Genomic DNA, 17180 nt, shown 5'->3' on the forward strand with positions numbered 1-17180 from the left:
GACCGTGATCCCGGATTCGGATACGCATTGTTTCTCTAAATTCGTGTAAAACAGATGGCGAAAATAAGGCAGCTTCTGTAGTTTATGTCAGGAAGATGGCGCGCTTCGGTCGCATTCTGGACCAGACGCAGACGAGATCGGAGCAGCCAGCTTCCTACGCATTGGGGGCCACTTTGCGGGAGCGATACGATGAACCAGTTCCAGTCTTTTGATGAGGTGCTCTCAGCGCTTAAACGGCGCATGTGGCTGATCCTTTTGATCACATTTGTTGGATGCCTCGCGGCTCTGAACTTTGCCCTTGGACAGATCAAGATCTATGAAGCAACAGCCGTCGTGCAGATTGAAGATGCACAGGTCCCTGACCAGTTGGCCGGTGCCACCGCTGCAAATGAAAATGCGGCACGTCGTGTTCGCCTGATCGAACAGCGCTTGATGGCCCGTGATAATCTGGTTCGTATCATGGACAAGCATCAGCTGTTTTCTGACGACCCGATGCTGACAGTGAACGAGCGTATCTTCCGGATGCGGGAAGCTGCGCGCATCGAAGAAATCATCAATTCGGCTCAACCTTTTGCACCCGGTGGCAATGCGCCATCTGGCTTGCTGATCACGGTTCGCCTTGCTGATCCACAGCAAGCGGCAGATGTGGCCAACGAGTTGATGTATTCCGTTATCGATCAGTCCCGTGACCGCAGCGTTGGCCGCGCGCGTGATACACTGGATTTCTTTGAGGCCGAAGAACTTCGGGTCGGTTCCGAAATTGACCGCCTCGACGCTTCTATTGCTGAATTCAAACGCGCAAACGCCGATCAGCTGCCTTCTGGCGTGACTGATCTGCGGTCGCAGCTTGCCAGCCTGCGCGATGCTGATCTGGATCTCGATCGTGAGATTGTGACAATCGAAACCACATCTGGTCGCCAGCGTGCCGAGGTCAAACAGCGTCAGATCGATTTGCTGAATGAACAGAAGCTCCTGATTGCAGAGCGGGTTGCAGCCATCCAGCTTCAAATCGCAGGTGCGCCTGATATCGAGCGCGCCCTGAACAAGCTTGAGCGTGAACAGACACAGCTTCAGGAACAGTACACCGTCATCACACGCCGCAAGGCCGAAGCGGAAATGGGCCAGGTTCTGGAAGATCGCAAGCAGACCGATCGCTTTGAGGTTCTAGAAACGGCGCTGGTCCCTGAATACCCGGTGTCCCGCAGCCGTAAGAAGACGGCAATCATGGGTGGCATTGCCGCGCTGATTGCTGGCATCGCAGCAGCCTTTGTTATTGAACTTCTGAACCCGGCAATCCGCAGTGCGGCCCAGCTTGAACGCGCGCTTGGTGTCACACCTGTTGTTGCGATCCCGCAGATTGAAACAACCAAGGATCGCCGCCGCCGTGGGCTTTCGATTGTGGCCATGATTTTTGCCGCTATTGCAGCAGTGGCTGCAACATTCGCAGTAATTGGTTCAAAGCTGCCAGTGGGCGAGATGGTTGGTCGTTTCCTGCCGCGCCTTGCGCGCGGCTAAGATCAAACAAACGTCAGATAGCAAAAGGCCCGGATCAGTCCGGGCCTTTTGCTGTTGTGATGTTCAGTATTGGTATCGTGCCAATTCGGTGTTTTCCGCTTTGTTCAGGATCATCCCGAGCAAAGGTGTTGAATCGCCCAAACGGCGTTCGACTTCTTTGATTTCTTTTTCCGTCGTGATGCCACCGCCAAGGACCAACAGCACACCGTCGAACATGGGCCGGAAGGCAATGACGTCATCGTAGAAGAGTGCTGGCGGAAGGTCGAACAACATGACATCCGGTTCAAACGTCTTTTCCACTTGTGCCAGCGACTCGACGGTGCGGGGATCTTGCAGCAATTCCGATGCGTAGGGTTCGATCACGTTGTTGAATCCAAAGGCGATATTGTGACCGGCATGGAAATTGTTTTCGCCGAGACGCATCAGATGATCCTGTGGGGAAATCCGTCCGCGCAGCATGTCACCGACCGGTGCCGGTGCCTTTACGCCCATGACTTTGTGAAGACTGGGCCTGCGCATATCGCAGTCAATCAGCAGTGTGCGGCAGTTTTCCTGCCGTGAGAGGCTGATCGCAAGGTTGGCCGCCGTGAATGTTTTGCCGCAGTCCTTGGTCGGCGAGGTGATCGCAACACGTTTCCACCCATGCTCGGAAAGAGCCTGAAGCAAGCGAGTCCGCAATACATCAAACGCGGTATGCGCAGGATCATCCCGGCTGGCTGTGACAATCCGATTGCGGGTCAGGTGGTCTTCGTCCACGGCGAATTGCGGCAGCGCCGCCCATGCCGCATCGGCGCCAAGTTGCATCGGAGGCGCCTTGGCAACCGGCGCTGGGCTTTCTTCGCGGACAACAGCCGCTGGGCGCGGCGCTGGTTTCGCGACGGGACGTTTTGGCCGAACTGGCTTTGGGACAACCGGGTCTGTCAATTCAAGCGGCGCAGCAAGGATCGCTGCTCGGGCGGCGGCCTCTGCCTTTTCCTCGGCTTCGCGTTTCGCGGCGATTTTTACTTCATTAGCCATACGAATGGCTGCTTTTTCAGCGTCGCGTTGGCGTTGTTCTTCTTCGGCTTGCAGGCGCAGTTTTTCGGCCTCGTCGGCCTTGCGCTTTTCTTCAGCCTTTGCACGAGCGCGTGCTTCGGCCTGTCTGGCTTTTCGCGCTTTTTCAACTTCTTGGCGTTCGCGTTCTTTGCGTGCCTTCGCCTCTTGCAGGCGTTTTTCATTCTGCTCGCGCTCGGCGGCTTCTCGGATTGCCTGCTCTTCGGCCCGGCGCGCTTCTTCTTCGGCAAGGCGGAGTGCTTCGGCCTCAAGGCGGCGCGCTTCCCGATTGGCAGCGTCTTCCTGTTCGCGGCGCAGGGCAGCCAATTCTTCTTCGCGCGCTTTTGCTTCGAGGCGTGCTGCTTCGACTTTGCGGCGGGCTTCGTGCTCGGCTTTTTCTCGCGCGGCTGCAAGCGCTGCGGCTTTGGCTGCTTGTTCGCGTTCCCGGGCCTCGGCCTCTGCTTTGGCTTTTTGTTCTGCTGCTTTGCGGCGGGCCAGCGCCTCTGCTTTGGCTCTGGCGCGTTTCTCTTCTGCGATACGCAGCGCTTCAGACTCGGCCCGTATGCGTGCCTCTTCTTCGGCAGCGGCCCGTTCTAATTCTTCCAGCCGCTGTTTTTCCAGCTTTCGTTGCTGCTGTTCCGCGGCAAGTTTCCTTGCTGCTGCGTCAGCTTCTGCCTGCTGTCGGGCCAGTCGGTTTTTGCGGGGTTCCAAAGGTTCGACCGGGCGCACGTCATCTTCGATGCCCGCCCTCTGGTCGTCATCAAGAACGCTTTTGCGTTTCCGCCTGAACTTGGGCCGTTCCATCATCGTCATGCCTTGTTCCTGCGGCCGAACAACACAAACGAAGGCAGCGAATAGCCGGTGCTACCCGTCTGGCAGAGCGCTATGAAAGCTTGCCAAAGCATCGTGTGTATCATCTCCGATTTGAGGCCAAAGCAGGCCGGGTTGGTCGTCAAAACAGGGTTAAACCAGCAAAATCTGTCCGAAATAGGTCCGAAACAGGGGGATTGTTCACGCAATTAAGGTTATTCAGCGCCCCTAGAAGCCAAATAGATTGGCATCCGAAATGGCTTTTTCAATGAACACGGCCCGATCTGCTTCTGGCGACCAACCCAGCACGCGCTTGGGTTTTTCGTTTTCAAACGGCGAAAAATGCGCTCGGCTTTTCCAATCGGCCAGAGATGGTCTGATCACGCCATGGCGGCGCAGAGCGTATTTCTTGAGCGCGTACTTAACCGCATCAGACGCATAGAACGCATAGAGGTTTCCGGATGAGACCCGGATGCGCGCGCCCAGCGACTGATGAATGGCGTCAAAGTAATCGCGGGCCGAGAACATACGCTCGCCGATCAGGTTAAAGCTTTGACCCTCGACCGGGGCGTCGATCATCCGAACCAACCCGTCAGCGATATCGTCATTCAGAACGAATGGTAGGATGTTGTGCCCATGGCCCCAGATCCGCACGGCACCGGCGCCATGCCAGCGACCGATGCCCCAATGTTGCAGCGGGCCACCGGGCCCAACCACGATACCGGGACGCGCGATGACCAAGGGCAGGCCTTCGCTTTGGTGCAGCTGCATCAGTTGGCGTTCGCATTCGGCTTTTGAGCGCGCATAAAGGTTGCGGTCGCTCATGTCATCGCCAAAGCCTGTATCCTCGGTGATCTTGGTTCCTGGATCGGACATGTCATAGCTGGCAATCGTACCAGTATAGACCAGTCGCTTGACCTTGGCCTTTTGGCTGGCGCGGGCAATGTTCATCGCAACACCAACATCGTTTTGCAGCGCGTCTTCCCATGTCTTGTCCATGGATTTTGCAAGGTTGAAGACAACGTCGATGCCTTTCATCGCGTCGCTCAGGGCCTGTTCGTCACGCAGAGAAACACCGACCGTTTCAACAGAGTCCGGCAGATCCGGGAAGGGGCCGGATGTGCCACGGGACAAGACGCGCACATCCCGTCCGTCAGCCACAAGCCGGCGCGTGAGTGCACGACCAATGAAGCCGGTGCCGCCAATGACCATGGCTGTCGGTTTCGGTTTTCGGGTCTGCACAGCTGGTGCGGCCGTCTCGAGAATTTCAGCCGGAAGCTTGGAAATCGCGTCGTCCAATGCCTGCATGACAGCAATAGCGCTTGATCCTGAAAAGCGGGGATCTTCTGGTTTGCCATCGGCAAGGTTCGAATAGATTGACCCATTCATACCCCGGAAGGACCGGCCGTAGGGGTTCTTGGTGTTCAGCGATGACAATTGGACAAAGGCGTTTCGTACGCCTTCCCGTAGATGTTGCCCACTCAGGGATAGCTGGCGTCTGAGCGGGTTGACCACCAGATCAGAGGCATTTTCCCGCTCTGCAATCAGGACGTCATTGGCATAATCCAACCGCGCCCGTGCCGACGAGCCGCGCAGTGTCACGGATCTGTCGTCTGTTGTTTCGACCATGGAGATGGAAAAGGTCACATCCACATCACCTGCTTTGGCCAGAATGCGAATACCCTGAGGGCGCATGTCATCGCCCGGCAAGGCCACGGGTTTGCTGGCTTCTGCGTGCAGCACCTCGATGGAGCCAAACAGGTCATGAGCAAAAGCCATCAGGTGCGGGCCCAGTTCAAGAATCAGGTTCTTGGGTTCTCTGAGTAGCCAGAGATTGAATGGCCCGGAACGCAAAGGTGCAAGCGGCAGCGCCCAGGTGATTTCAGCAGCCGAAACGCGCCCATAGTCGCCGCGTTGCATCGCGGCCTTCATTCGCAGGTAACTTGGCAGTCCAAGAAAGTTGTGACCGGCATGAAACCGTTTGCCCGAGGCCTCGGCGGCGGCCTGAATTGCGCGGGTTGATGCGGCACTTTCAGCGACGGGTTTCTCAACCAAAACGTCCAATCCGCCTTTGAGACACTCAATGGCGATCGATTCATGCAAATGGGGCGGCGTCAGGATGTGCACAGCGTCCACTGCCTTGGCATTGATCATTTCCGCAACGGAGGTGAACGCTCGCGCGCCATAAGCATCAGCCAAACCCTGCGCTGCACCTGCGGAGACATCGCACACCGCGCTGATTTCAACGCCTGCTGTCGCCTTGAGTGCGTCAGCATGCCAGGTCGCGATATATCCGGCCCCAATCAGGCCTATCCGAATGTCAGACATTGAAACCTCACTTGTATTCGATGATGCGCATGTCGCGCCCACTGAGCCGCCGCATATGAAACCGCAGCATCCCGATCAGATTGGGAAACTTGGACAGGCTTAGCAGCAGCGCCATGCGCGGGGCCATTTCTTTGGGCTGTTGATCGCGGATCAAACCCTGCAGCCCGCGCCAATAGCTGAAAGCATAAGCACCGACCACAGGAACAAGCACCCAAAATGCCATGGGTGAAAACAGTCCGGAGGCAATGCTGGTAATTGCGATCAAGGGCAGCCAAAGCGCAAACAGGATGACCCGCATGCGTTCTTTGCTGAAATATCCCGGCTGCAAATGACCCACTTGGGCAAATCCGTGACCGGTGCGCACCGCCCGTGACCACCATTGCCCAAACCGCAGCATGGCTGCGTCGTGGCGGGTCATGTCATGGGGGATGCGCTGAAGTGTCCAGCCAGCCTTGCGGAACCGGCAGCATATTTCATCGTCTTCGGCGGCGATGACTTGCGCGTTCATACCGCCTACGTCACGCCACAGCGATGCGCGTACCATCATGTCACCACCACAGGCCAGTATTTCGCCAGCGGGCCTGTGCCATTCCCAGTCGCATATCTGATTGTATGGGCTGGCATCGGGGAAAATCTCTGACCGCCATCCGGTGACCATGCCAACCTGTGGATTTGCCTCCAGATGGGCACGGGCTTTGTCGATGTAGCCGGGAACCAAGGCGCAGTCGCCATCGATGAATTGCACAAACTCAGGGTTATCCAAGGCGTCAAATCCGGCATTGCGTGCGCGCGCCGCCGTGAAGGGGATCGACATATCCAGATTGACGACCTTCGCGCCACGGGCTTCGGCCTCGGAAATGGAGTTATCGGTAGAGCCGCTGTCCACATAGACCACTTGTCTTGCCTGTCCCTGAACGGACTCCAGACAAGCGATCAAACGCTGGCCTTCGTTTCGGCCAATCAGGACGACATCAACCGGTGTCATGGCCGTTTCCCCTTGGGCGGGGTGCCAGCATGATAACCGGTGAACAAAGATGAGAGTCGTGCAGCTTCATGTGAAATGTCAAAGTCTGTTTCAACTTTAGAACGGCCGTGCGCCCCGTATTGTCTGCGGCTTTCCGGGTTGTCCAAGAGCGCGCCAATCGCCGTGCATAGCGCGGTGGCATCGCCGGGCGGTACAAGTGATCCGGAGATGCCGTTTTCAACCAATTCCGGCACCCCGGCGATCTGGGTCGTCACAACCGGTACGCCGGAGGCCATGGCCTCCATCAGCACGACCGGCACGCCTTCTGCAAAGCTGGGCAGCACAAAGACATCTGTTTTTGTCAGGGCCTCTGCCACCTCGGTCTGTGATTTGTAGCCAACAAAATCTACGGGCAGATCCTTGGCCTGTGTTTCCAATTCTGCGCGGTCGGGACCATCGCCAACAACCGTCAGGTGCCAACCCTTTGGCAAATCCTGCAATGCCTCCAACAGCACCGGAACGCCCTTTACAGCCGCCAGTCTCCCGACAAACAGCAGCTCGTTTCCTGCGTGTTTAGACGGCAAATAGCGTGCAGGATCGACACCACAGTGAATGATATGGAACCGGTCCCAGTGTTGCTGGTTCGCAAAGGACATCAACTGCGAACGGCAGAAATCACTGATGCATGCGACAAAGGATGCACGCGCAGCCTTTTCGTCGATGCGCCAGTGGTGCGGTTCGAAGAAAATGTCCGGTCCGTGAATCGTGAAACTGTAGGGAATGCCCGACAGCTCAGAAGCCAGCATCGCCACAGTACATGATGCCTTGGCGATGTGGTTGTGCAGATGATCGACGCCTTGCCGGGTCAGTTCGTCGGCCAGAACGCCTGCCTCCAGAAAGTAGATCAAGTTGTACAAACGGCCCTTGATGCCCTTGGGTGCTGATTTCCAAGCCAGTGCCAAAGCCTTCAGGTAACGGCCGGGTGTCTTCATCCAGCGCCCATGCGCTTTGGCCAGCCTGAGTGGCGATTTGCAGGCATCCAGCACTTTGAACGTTTGTGCGTGTTCGTTGCGCTGCTCAGGGCCAACCAAGTGCTCGGCTCCGGTTGTGCGTATAGAACAGGTCAGAACCTTATGGCCCAATCCCCGCAAAGCGGCCACTTCGCGTTGGATAAAAGTGTCAGAGGCACGAGGATATTCCCCGGTCAGGTAGGCCAGCTTGGGTAAGCTCATTGCTCTGCCTCCCAAGTCTGCTTCATCATTTCTGAGAAGGTGCCTTTGTCATTGCCTTGAAGCGCTTGCCGCAGGCGGGTGTTTGGGTAACGCAATGGCATCATGCGTGCGCGCAAAATCGGCTCGCGAAACAGGCCGGGCAGCTTGTCAGCGAGTGGGCGCATCAGGCGGATCAGCGTCAGCCACAGACCATATGGCACCGTTAGGTTCGCGCGCGGCCATCCGTAGGATGCCTTGTGCATGGCCAGAAATTGCGCGCGTGTTGGCAGGTCATCATCGAACACGTTCAATATGGGAACGCCCTCGGTTGGTGTGCGGGCCGCCTCCACGGCGGCACGGGCGACGTGTTCTACATGTGCCAAGGGCAATTGCCCGGTTGACCCAATGGTTATGTGCAGTTTGGACGCCCAGAATCCTTGCAACGCGTGCCAGCTTCGGCCTGGCCCCCAGATTGCGCCAGGGCGCAGCACCCAATCATCTTCTGCATCGTCGTCGTGGGTCAGCATTGCCTCTTGCAGCCGTTTTGCACCGGCATAGGGATCTCTGGCGCTGGCAACAAATTCACGCGGGCTTTCCAGCGCTTGGTCTGGCATTTCGATCAGAGGGCTGGCCTCTGTTATCGTGTCGCCCGGTTGCACAGCCTCTGTGTCGTAGACGGCCAGCGATGAGATCAGCACCATTCTGATGTCGCGCCCGCGCAAGGCATTCATCACGGATCGTGTGGACTGCATCGTGTCCTGAACCAGTCTGTCGATGTCATCGCCCAAATGCGCTGCGGCGTGGATCATTGCACTGTGATCGGGCAGCGCATTTTTCAGAGCCTGAGCTGCGGTTTCGTCACACAAATCCAACTGCAATTCTGTGATATTTGCATCGCTGGCCCATTCCGGCAGTGGTGCGCTGCGATAAACCGCGATGACAGGCAGGTTTTGACGCCGCGCTTCTGCGACGCAGGCCCGCCCCACAAATCCATTTGCACCTGTGATTGCAATCACAGGCTCTGAACCTGACGCTAAACCGCCCATGGCATCGGCTCCATCGGGGTGCAGGTCGTTGTCATGGGCTGGGAACCGCTGTTTTCGCCTGCGTTCTGAATCGCCAGCGTGACTTCGGTCATGTGAAGGGCAAAATCGCCCCCGACGCGGCAAGGTCGGTTCTGTTCAAGTGCGTCGAACACCTCGCCGGGACCGAGCATAAAGTTCATTGCCGCAGCCCCCCACCGTTTCACCTTGGGGTGCGTTGGCTGGCGAAGTTTGATCCGTTTGCGAATGGGCGATTCCATCAACCGCCGACGCAGTGTTATCCGTTTGGCAAAACGAACCTTGGCGGCATTGTCCCACGCCGCATCACAGGACAGGACGCCCTTATCACCGACTACCCGGATCTGGTGATCATGCGGGGCAACGATCGAGCAGGTCAAACGGGTAACCGGGCCGTTTTCAAAAAACAGCGTGGCCACAGACAGATCAGGAGCGAATGGCCCATTGCCCTCTTTGTTCGGGATCGTTTCGGCAGACGCAGCGACCACAGTGCGGACAGAGCCGAACCAGCTGATCAGCCAACCGATATAATACCCGGCATGTTCCAGTGTGCAGCCAACCCGAAATTCATCTTCGTAGGGCCAGGGGGCTCCGCTTTCGGACATCCATTTGTGATAGGCGGCTTGCGGCACAAAGCCATCGTCCAACTCGGCGTAGATCGCACGCGGTGTTCCCGCAACGCCGGCCTTTAGAGCATGACCCATGGTTTGCGCGGCTTCGCCAAGCGCTGAGCACGGTGCCGAAGCGAGGATCAATCCTTTGTCATGAGCCAGAGCGAAAAGCGCTTTCGCGTCCTTGGTGGTCATGGCCAGCGGCTTTTCGGAATAAACGTGCCGACCAGCTTCCAGGCAGGCTTTGGAGGTTTCAAAATGGGCGTGCGGGTTTGTCAGGTTCAGAACCAGCGCATCGTGCGACAGCAAATCATCAAGGGAAGTGCAGGCAGGGACTGTCCAAAAATTGCAGAACTTCTGAAGGCGGGATCGGTCCGTATCAAAGACACCGACAACTTTTATACCCGGTGTGGCCTTGAGCGACCGCATGTACAAGTCGGCGACGAACCCACACCCCAATAGACAGACGTGACGGTTCATTGGAATTCTCCAAAGCCGCCGCCGCCGCCCGAGCGGATGAAATCCATTGTTTGAAAACGCGCCACTGCTCGCCCCACCATTTAACTGCCTTTTCCTTAGTCGCAGATCATGGCCAGAATTCGACAAATTCGGCTCAATGGTGATTTTGCCAAACTCAACGTGATTTTTCGATGGATATTGCTGCTTTGTTGCGCAAATAGCACTGCACCATGCCGCGTGAAACTGTAAGAGCAGGGCAAGGAGAGTTGGTTAATGCAGTTCACTGTTTCAGGTGAGACAATTGTTGTGAACGTGCCGACATGGTCGGCGCTGGAATCACGCGTGTCTGAAAGCCTTGCGAAGAAAAAGGGTTTCGCCCTCGCGACGATCAATCTGGATCATCTGGTCAAGTTGCGCACGTCGCCGGAATTTTTGGATGCCTATCTGGCCCAAGACATGGTGGTTGCGGATGGTAACCCGATCGTTTGGATGTCCAAGGCCGCTGCGCGTCCGGTTGAATTGATCCCGGGATCAGATGCGATTTTGCCTTTGGCCCGGATTGCGGCCGATCAAGGTGTTCCGGTTGCCTTTGTCGGCTCAACACAGGAGTCATTAGGCGCCGCCAAAGACTTTCTGGAACAGGAGGTGCCCGGTTTGCAGGTCGCCTGTTGCATTGCGCCGCCCATGGGTTTTGATCCGGCGGGCAGCGATGCTGCCGCTATCATGAAACAGGTTGAAATCAGCGGTGCCGGAATGTGCTTTATTGCCTTGGGTGCGCCCAAGCAGGAAATATTCGCTGCCACAGGCCGTCGCGTTTGCCCGACGGTCGGTTTCGCATCGATTGGTGCGGGGCTCGATTTCTTTGCGGGAACGCAGAAACGTGCGCCGTCTTGGACGCGCAAATTCGCACTGGAATGGCTTTGGCGTGGGGCGAGTAATCCCAAACGCCTTGGACCGCGTTACCTGAAGTGCGTGATGATCTTTCCCGGCCAGATGTGGAACGCGTTCAAGATGCGTTTTGGTTGAAACCGGGTGACCCGCGATCTTCGGGGTGGCGCTTCAGGTGGTTCGCTTTGATGGTTTCGGATGTATCCCGCGATCCGTCGTGACTCCAGCCGGGCGGGGCCACGGCATACATCCAGCGTTCCCGCAGGCTCAGGCCCGGTTGCACGATGTCACGGAACATTCCGACCCATTCATGAAATGCGACGCGGATTGGATTGAACGTTCCCAGATTGCGAACCAACCCGTAGTCGACCTTTTCTGATTCAAGCTCGGGAACGAAAGTGCCGAACATCTTGTCCCAGACAATGAAAACGCCGGCATAGTTCGAATCCAGATATCTCGGGTTGCGGCCGTGATGAACGCGATGATGGCTGGGCGTGTTCATGATCGCCTCGAACCAGCGCGGCATCCGGCCGATCGCTTCGGTGTGGATCCAGAACTGATAGATCAGGTTGATTCCGCCGCAGAACAAAACCATTGCGGGATGGAAGCCCAAAAGGATTAGCGGCGCGCGTACAACCATCATGAACGTGAATGTGCCAGTCCACGTTTGGCGCAGCGCGGTCGTCAGATTGTAGTGCTGGCTGGAATGATGGTTCACATGGCTTGCCCAGACCCAGCGAATGCGGTGACCAAAGCGATGCACCCAATAGTATCGCAGGTCGTCCAGTACAAAGCAGACCACCACGACCAACCAGGATGTCCCAAGATCAAACGGCGTGATCTGCCAGAGCACCATGAAAAAACCATAGGCAATGAAGCCCAATACAATGCCTGACGCCACATTCCCCGCACCCATCAATAGCGATGTGACGCTGTCCCTTGTTTCATAGCGGCCGCCACGTTTTTTGAGAACGATCCACATCAGCTCGATCAGAATTGCGGCTATGAAAAAAGGAACAGCCAATTGCACGACATCGGGGTAGGTCAAAGCGTCGGTCATCGGGTTTCCTTTATCTGCTGTGCCCAAAGCGAGGCTTCGGCTGGATCGAGCTGCAACGTGATTTTAGGGGCAGTGTAGTCCGGTAAGGCGATTCTCAGGTTGCCCTCTGCGACATCGACCTGCGCCTCCGCCAATAGCCGGGCCGTCGAATCTGCGCCCATGGGCCAAACCACCGCTGGCCCATGGGCGGTGTTCAAAAGCGCCGCGCTGGAATTTTGGCAAAGAACGACGTCATGCACCGGGGTCTCTGGGTATTCTCGGGCAAAGGCCAACCGGGCTTCATCTGCGTTGGCAAACCGGCGTGGTTTGGCCAAGCCCAGCGCCCAGGTCAAAGCAGCGATCCCTGCAATTCCCAGAACAACAAGTGTGATCAAGACACCAAGCGGCATGATTTCCTCCCAATACCCATACTGCCGTCAGTGAAATGTTTGTCAAAATCGCCGTTGCGTCAGGATTGAAGCTGAAATTGCAGAAAACTGGCCCCTTGCCGTACTTGATTCGAGTCCAAATTGGACAGGATTATGGCGGCATTACCGTGGGTTTTACGAACAGACTTGGTCTGTTCGGCCGGATTGTTCGCGAACCGTGGAGCATCACCGCAATTAAGGCAGAATTGCTTGCAGTGCGCCCCGATTTCGCCCAATTTCCTTCTTGTGGGTGGGGGCCCATGACCCGGAGTAGCAAAATGCGTTTCCTGATCCTTGCCCTGTCCCTCGCGTTCTCAGCATCGGTGGCTGCAGCTGATATCAGCTGGAAAGCGGATCGTATGGCCGCCGGATCGGTTATGGTCATGAAGGACAGCGCTGGCGCGATCACCCATGTGAAACGCGGCCAGTCGGGCGACTTGCACGTATTCGATACCTTTAACGGTCAGGGTCGCAACGCGGCTTACATCGGCTCTTACCACACCAACGCACGCGGCGAAGTAACCGCTTTGATTGCTGCGGATGGTGCTGTAACCCGGTTTGCCCCCCATCGTTGTACACGGACGGTTGGCAAATGCAGCTACACGGTCATTCATTCGGACGGTTTTCAGGAACAGCGCACACGGATCACAGAAGAAACACGCAATGGTCTGCGCTATCAGGAATTTGGCTTGGACGGTCTGATTGCAGAAGGCGCATTGGAACTGGATGAGATTGGCGCTGCCAAGAGCGGATGGAAAAAGCAGCGAGGCCAAGGCCGTAAGGTTCGTTCAAAGCGGGTTTTGATTGCCCTGAAATAAGATCCAGGTTCGTCTTCTCTCTCTCTCTCTCTCTCTCTCTCTCTCTTCGGATTGTTGTGTGCTTCGCGTGGTTGCGAAAAGCCGCCCTGGTTTTTCCATGGGCGGCTTGGTTCTGGAAAAATTGACAGGCTCAGTTTGACGCGAGCAGCGCCTCGATCATTGCCTTGGCAGAGGCTGACGCCCAGTCGGCATCACCGCTAAGGCGGGCGATTTCCTGACCGTCCGGGTTCAGGATCACAGTGACCGGCAAACCGAGCACGGCCATTTCCCGTGCCAACGCCGAGCCCGGATCGCGGTGCAGCGGCAGATTGGTTACGTTGATCTCTTCAAAAAATGCTTGCATGGCTTGGGGCGGATTGCGTGTCGTGGCGATTGTGACCACTTCGAAAGTCTCGCCGCCGTATTCGGTCTGCAGCTCAGCCAGCATCGGCATTTCTTTGCGGCAGGGCGCGCACCATGTGGCCCAAAAATTCACCACAGTCCATTTGCCCTGCCATTGTGACAGGTTCAAAGGGTCACCATCGAATGTGGTGAAATCCGCCGTTCCGGCCGGTTTGGGGGCCGGATGAAAGATGAGTTTCTTCATGCTGCCTTCAAGCAATGCCTGCGCAGCAGAAGTATCCACGGTGGAAGTCTGTTCCGGGGTGTCCTGCAAGCCAAACGTAACCGCTGCAGCGATTGCGCCAATGGCGGCGGCGGTATAGAGCAATGGCTTAAATTTCATGCTTCCTCCAGGACAGACGCAATGACCGACAAAACCTCGAACCAGATGTGGGGCGGCCGCTTTGCCGCCGGACCGGATGCGATCATGGAGGCAATCAATGCCTCGATCGGGTTCGATCAGCGGATGGCGGCGCAGGATATCGCCGGATCAAGGGCCCACGCGGCCATGTTGGCCAAGGCGGGCATCATTAGTGATAGCGACGCAGAGGCCATTCGGAAAGGATTGCTCACGGTCTTGTCAGAGATCGAAGCCGGAACCTTCGAATTTTCCACGGCCCTTGAAGACATTCACATGAATGTTGAGGCCCGTTTGAAGGATATCATCGGTGAGCCTGCCGGACGGTTGCACACCGGGCGGTCCCGCAACGATCAGGTGGCAACTGATTTCCGTCTTTGGGTTCGAGATCAACTGGATGCGGCGGAAACCGGTCTTTTGGCATTGATCCGGGCATTGCTGGCTCAGGCCGAGGCAGGGGCCGGTTGGGTAATGCCAGGTTTCACGCATTTGCAGACAGCCCAGCCGGTCACATGGGGCCATCACATGATGGCCTATGTGGAAATGTTCGGTCGTGACCTGAGCCGGGTCAGGGATGCCCGCGCCCGGATGAATGAAAGCCCCTTGGGCGCTGCGGCGCTTGCTGGCACAGGGTTTCCCATCGACCGGGATATGACCGCGGCAGATCTTGGGTTTGATCGCCCCATGGCCAACAGTCTGGATGCGGTTTCTGCGCGGGATTTCGCGCTGGAGTTTCTGAACGTAGCGAGCATCAGCGCGATGCACCTGAGCCGCTTTGCCGAAGAACTGGTGATCTGGTCATCGGCGCAGTTTCGTTTTGTCACGTTGTCGGACCGGTTCAGCACCGGCTCCAGCATCATGCCACAAAAGAAAAACCCTGATGCGGCTGAACTGATCCGTGCCAAGATCGGACGGATCTTTGGGGCCAACGTGGCGTTGATGATGGTCATGAAGGGCCTTCCGCTGGCCTATTCCAAGGACATGCAGGAAGACAAGGAGCAGGTCTTTGACGCAGCCGACAATTGGATGCTGGCTCTGGCGGCAATGGAAGGCATGGTCCGCGATATGCAAGCAAACGTGCCTGCACTCGAGGCCGCGGCATCGGCTGGTTTTAGCACGGCGACCGATTTGGCGGACTGGCTGGTTCGGGAAACCGGGCTACCTTTCCGCGATGCACATCACGTCACTGGTGCACTTGTGGCCATGGCGGAACAAAAAGGCTGTGATCTGCCCGATCTTTCGCTGGAAGACATGAAATCGGTCAGCGATTCGATCACGGATGGTGTTTACGATGTGCTCGGAGTGCATAAATCCGTTGCCAGCCGGATGAGTTACGGCGGCACGGCTCCTGAACAGGTCCGCGCTCAGGTGGCGCGCTGGAATGAGGTGTTGGGATGAGAGTCTTGTTGTTACTTACGGCTTTCGGTCTTGCTGCGTGCGGCGCTGATGGCGAACCGGAGCGGCCCGAGAAAAAACAAGCAGCAACCGAGGTGACCAGATGAGGCTGCGTTGGCTTTGGCTGGCGCTGGCCATTTGGGGCGCTATCCATCCCATGTACTATTTCATGACCTACATGGCCGCGAATGATTGGAGCCTCGGCCTGTTGATTGATGCGTGGTACGTGAACGACAGCACACATGGTCTGGTTTGGGATCTGACCATTGCCGCGATCGCGCTGACGCTGTGGATCTTGTCCGAAGTCGCCGTTCGGAGAAACTGGATCGCCCTGCTTTCGATCCCGGCGATCTTTTGTATCGGCGTGAGCTGTGGATTGCCGCTGTACCTTTGGTTCAGGTCAAAACCGATCTGAACACGGCGTAGAAAGCTGGCCTGATGGGTTGGGCATAGCTGTTGCCTTGCAAACGACCGCATGGCCACAGGCAAGGACCCTCTGAGGTATTTTAAAGCCAAAGAAGCTGGGGGGTTCCGGTGCGATCAGCCTTGCGCTATGGCAGCAGAGGTTTTGCAGGAGGCACGCGTGGATCATTTTCTCTATCGGGATGGCCGGTTGATGGCCGAAGATGTGGATGTGGCAGAAATTGCCGCGTCGGTTGGCACGCCGTTCTATCTGTACTCCACGGCGACGCTTTTGCGTCACTACCAGCTTTTTGACGAAGCCCTGAGCTGGGGTCCGCATCTGGTCTGCTACGCCATGAAAGCCGCGAGCAATCAGGCGATACTCAAAACACTGGGTGATGCCGGCGCTGGAATGGATGTTGTGTCGGGGGGTGAATATGCCCGCGCCAAAGCGGCCGGTGTTCCGGGCGACCGGATCGTGTTTTCCGGTGTCGGCAAGACGGAAGAGGAAATTCGTCTCGCGCTGGAGGGTGGCATCCGCCAATTCAACGTCGAGAGCGAACCTGAAATGCGGGTTCTGAGTCAGGTGGCGGAATCGCTTGGTGTTCTGGCGCCAATCACGATCCGCGTGAATCCAGATGTTGATGCCAAGACCCACGCCAAGATCGCAACTGGCAAGAGCGAAAACAAATTCGGCATCCCGATTGCAAAGGCACGCGCGGTTTACGCAGAGGCTGCCCGGCTTCGCGGTCTCAAAGTCATCGGTATCGATGTACATATCGGCAGTCAGCTAACCCAGCTGGAGCCCTTTGAATTGGCCTATCAGAAGGTCGCCGAATTGACCGAACAATTGCGCGCGGACGGGCATGAAATCTCGCGTCTGGATCTGGGTGGCGGTTTGGGCATTCCCTATGCGCGGTCTAACGAAGCGCCGCCGCTGCCGACAGACTACGGGGCCTTGGTGCAACGGACCGTGGGCCATTTGGGCTGTGAGATCGAGATTGAACCGGGCCGTTTGATTGCCGGGAACGCCGGTATTTTGGTCAGTCGTGTCATCTACGTGAAAGAAGGAGAAGGGCGAAAGTTCCTGATTCTGGACGGTGCAATGAACGACTTGATCCGCCCGGCGATGTACGATGCGCACCATGAAATCGTGCCGGTTGTCGAAGCTGCCGCCGCTGCAGAGCTGAGCCCTTACGACATCGTGGGACCAGTTTGTGAAAGCGGCGACACCTTTGCCAAGGGTCGCCTTATGCCACCCTTGTCGGATGGTGATCTGGTGGCTTTCCGTTCGGCTGGCGCCTATGGCGCAGTCATGGCCTCAGAGTACAACACACGGCCTCTGGTGCCGGAGGTTATGGTGAATGGTGATCAATTCGCCGTCATTCGGCAGCGTCCGACCTTTGACGAAATCATAAATCGCGATACCATCCCTGAATGGTTGTAAGGCATCCTTCTTGCAGCCCATTGCTGCTAGGAG

The 17180-nt window shown here is 56.9% G+C and carries 15 protein-coding genes; 6 read left to right on the top strand and 9 right to left on the bottom strand.

Annotated features, from left to right (window positions below):
* Positions 1–189 precede the first annotated feature (189 nt).
* Positions 190–1515 (top strand): Wzz/FepE/Etk N-terminal domain-containing protein, encoded by a 1326-nt coding sequence (locus PFY00_RS02050; RefSeq protein ID WP_271430847.1) that lies wholly within the window; start codon positions 190–192, stop codon positions 1513–1515.
* Positions 1516–1578: 63 nt separating this feature from the next.
* On the opposite strand, the gene PFY00_RS02055 is transcribed toward PFY00_RS02050, so the two are convergent.
* The 6 genes from PFY00_RS02055 to PFY00_RS02080 form a co-directional block, all read right to left on the bottom strand.
* On the bottom strand, positions 1579–3360 hold the full coding sequence (locus tag PFY00_RS02055; protein WP_271430848.1) for a CpsD/CapB family tyrosine-protein kinase: 1782 nt from the start codon (positions 3358–3360) through the stop codon (positions 1579–1581).
* A 225-nt stretch (positions 3361–3585) separates the two neighbouring features.
* Positions 3586–5685: an NAD-dependent epimerase/dehydratase family protein gene (locus PFY00_RS02060; RefSeq protein WP_271430849.1), complete on the bottom strand. Its 2100-nt coding sequence runs from the start codon at positions 5683–5685 to the stop codon at positions 3586–3588.
* Positions 5686–5692: 7 nt separating this feature from the next.
* Entirely contained in the window at positions 5693–6670 is a 978-nt protein-coding gene (locus PFY00_RS02065; RefSeq protein ID WP_271430850.1) for a glycosyltransferase, read from the bottom strand.
* Positions 6667–7881, bottom strand: coding sequence for a glycosyltransferase (locus PFY00_RS02070; protein ID WP_271430851.1), 1215 nt, complete (start codon positions 7879–7881; stop codon positions 6667–6669). The genes PFY00_RS02065 and PFY00_RS02070 overlap by 4 nt, the downstream gene beginning before the upstream one ends.
* A complete protein-coding gene (locus tag PFY00_RS02075) occupies positions 7878–8906 on the bottom strand; it encodes an NAD-dependent epimerase/dehydratase family protein (RefSeq protein WP_271430852.1) in 1029 nt (342 codons plus the stop codon). Before PFY00_RS02075 ends, PFY00_RS02070 begins: the two co-directional genes overlap by 4 nt.
* Positions 8894–10012, bottom strand: coding sequence for a Gfo/Idh/MocA family protein (locus tag PFY00_RS02080; RefSeq protein WP_271430853.1), 1119 nt, complete (start codon positions 10010–10012; stop codon positions 8894–8896). The genes PFY00_RS02075 and PFY00_RS02080 overlap by 13 nt, the downstream gene beginning before the upstream one ends.
* A gap of 252 nt (positions 10013–10264) precedes the next feature.
* Between PFY00_RS02080 and PFY00_RS02085 the strand changes: the two genes are divergently transcribed.
* Positions 10265–11017: a WecB/TagA/CpsF family glycosyltransferase gene (locus PFY00_RS02085; RefSeq protein WP_271430854.1), complete on the top strand. Its 753-nt coding sequence runs from the start codon at positions 10265–10267 to the stop codon at positions 11015–11017.
* On the opposite strand, the gene PFY00_RS02090 is transcribed toward PFY00_RS02085, so the two are convergent.
* Complete coding sequence (locus tag PFY00_RS02090) at positions 10998–11939, bottom strand: sterol desaturase family protein (RefSeq protein WP_271430855.1); 942 nt, start codon at positions 11937–11939, stop codon at positions 10998–11000. The genes PFY00_RS02085 and PFY00_RS02090 overlap by 20 nt on opposite strands.
* A complete protein-coding gene (locus tag PFY00_RS02095) occupies positions 11936–12328 on the bottom strand; it encodes a hypothetical protein (protein ID WP_271430856.1) in 393 nt (130 codons plus the stop codon). Before PFY00_RS02095 ends, PFY00_RS02090 begins: the two co-directional genes overlap by 4 nt.
* A gap of 278 nt (positions 12329–12606) precedes the next feature.
* On the opposite strand from PFY00_RS02095, the gene PFY00_RS02100 reads away from it, so the two are divergent.
* The gene (locus PFY00_RS02100) at positions 12607–13164 is read left to right on the top strand and encodes a hypothetical protein (RefSeq protein WP_271430857.1); all 558 of its coding nucleotides are present in this window, start codon (positions 12607–12609) and stop codon (positions 13162–13164) included.
* A gap of 130 nt (positions 13165–13294) precedes the next feature.
* On the opposite strand, the gene PFY00_RS02105 is transcribed toward PFY00_RS02100, so the two are convergent.
* A complete protein-coding gene (locus tag PFY00_RS02105) occupies positions 13295–13888 on the bottom strand; it encodes a TlpA family protein disulfide reductase (protein ID WP_271430858.1) in 594 nt (197 codons plus the stop codon).
* Between the two features lie 21 nt (positions 13889–13909).
* Here PFY00_RS02105 and argH point away from each other — a divergent pair, with 21 nt between their 5' ends.
* The 3 genes from argH (at position 13910) to lysA (ending at position 17147) form a co-directional block, all read left to right on the top strand.
* Positions 13910–15301, top strand: a complete 1392-nt coding sequence (argH, locus tag PFY00_RS02110; RefSeq protein WP_271430859.1) for an argininosuccinate lyase — start codon at positions 13910–13912, stop codon at positions 15299–15301.
* 100 nt (positions 15302–15401) lie between these two features.
* A complete protein-coding gene (locus PFY00_RS02115; protein ID WP_271430860.1) occupies positions 15402–15713 on the top strand; it encodes a DUF2834 domain-containing protein in 312 nt (103 codons plus the stop codon).
* A gap of 168 nt (positions 15714–15881) precedes the next feature.
* Positions 15882–17147, top strand: coding sequence for a diaminopimelate decarboxylase (gene lysA, locus PFY00_RS02120; RefSeq protein ID WP_271430861.1), 1266 nt, complete (start codon positions 15882–15884; stop codon positions 17145–17147).
* The last annotated feature ends 33 nt before the right edge of the window (positions 17148–17180 follow it).

The organism is Thalassococcus lentus, from assembly GCF_028023555.1.
Lineage (GTDB): Bacteria > Pseudomonadota > Alphaproteobacteria > Rhodobacterales > Rhodobacteraceae > Thalassococcus_A > Thalassococcus_A lentus.

What these genes read in the sequence shown, in the direction of transcription:
- PFY00_RS02070 (WP_271430851.1), bottom strand. Translation starts at nt 7,881, where the DNA reads ATGAGCTTACCCAAGCTGGCCTACCTGACCGGGGAATATCCTCGTGCC.
- PFY00_RS02065 (WP_271430850.1), bottom strand. Translation starts at nt 6,670, where the DNA reads ATGACACCGGTTGATGTCGTCCTGATTGGCCGAAACGAAGGCCAGCGT.
- argH (WP_271430859.1), top strand. Translation starts at nt 13,910, where the DNA reads ATGACCGACAAAACCTCGAACCAGATGTGGGGCGGCCGCTTTGCCGCC.
- PFY00_RS02060 (WP_271430849.1), bottom strand. Translation starts at nt 5,685, where the DNA reads ATGTCTGACATTCGGATAGGCCTGATTGGGGCCGGATATATCGCGACC.
- PFY00_RS02095 (WP_271430856.1), bottom strand. Translation starts at nt 12,328, where the DNA reads ATGCCGCTTGGTGTCTTGATCACACTTGTTGTTCTGGGAATTGCAGGG.
- PFY00_RS02090 (WP_271430855.1), bottom strand. Translation starts at nt 11,939, where the DNA reads ATGACCGACGCTTTGACCTACCCCGATGTCGTGCAATTGGCTGTTCCT.
- PFY00_RS02050 (WP_271430847.1), top strand. Translation starts at nt 190, where the DNA reads ATGAACCAGTTCCAGTCTTTTGATGAGGTGCTCTCAGCGCTTAAACGG.
- PFY00_RS02105 (WP_271430858.1), bottom strand. Translation starts at nt 13,888, where the DNA reads ATGAAATTTAAGCCATTGCTCTATACCGCCGCCGCCATTGGCGCAATC.
- PFY00_RS02080 (WP_271430853.1), bottom strand. Translation starts at nt 10,012, where the DNA reads ATGAACCGTCACGTCTGTCTATTGGGGTGTGGGTTCGTCGCCGACTTG.
- PFY00_RS02100 (WP_271430857.1), top strand. Translation starts at nt 12,607, where the DNA reads ATGACCCGGAGTAGCAAAATGCGTTTCCTGATCCTTGCCCTGTCCCTC.
- PFY00_RS02075 (WP_271430852.1), bottom strand. Translation starts at nt 8,906, where the DNA reads ATGGGCGGTTTAGCGTCAGGTTCAGAGCCTGTGATTGCAATCACAGGT.
- PFY00_RS02055 (WP_271430848.1), bottom strand. Translation starts at nt 3,360, where the DNA reads ATGACGATGATGGAACGGCCCAAGTTCAGGCGGAAACGCAAAAGCGTT.
- PFY00_RS02115 (WP_271430860.1), top strand. Translation starts at nt 15,402, where the DNA reads ATGAGGCTGCGTTGGCTTTGGCTGGCGCTGGCCATTTGGGGCGCTATC.
- PFY00_RS02085 (WP_271430854.1), top strand. Translation starts at nt 10,265, where the DNA reads ATGCAGTTCACTGTTTCAGGTGAGACAATTGTTGTGAACGTGCCGACA.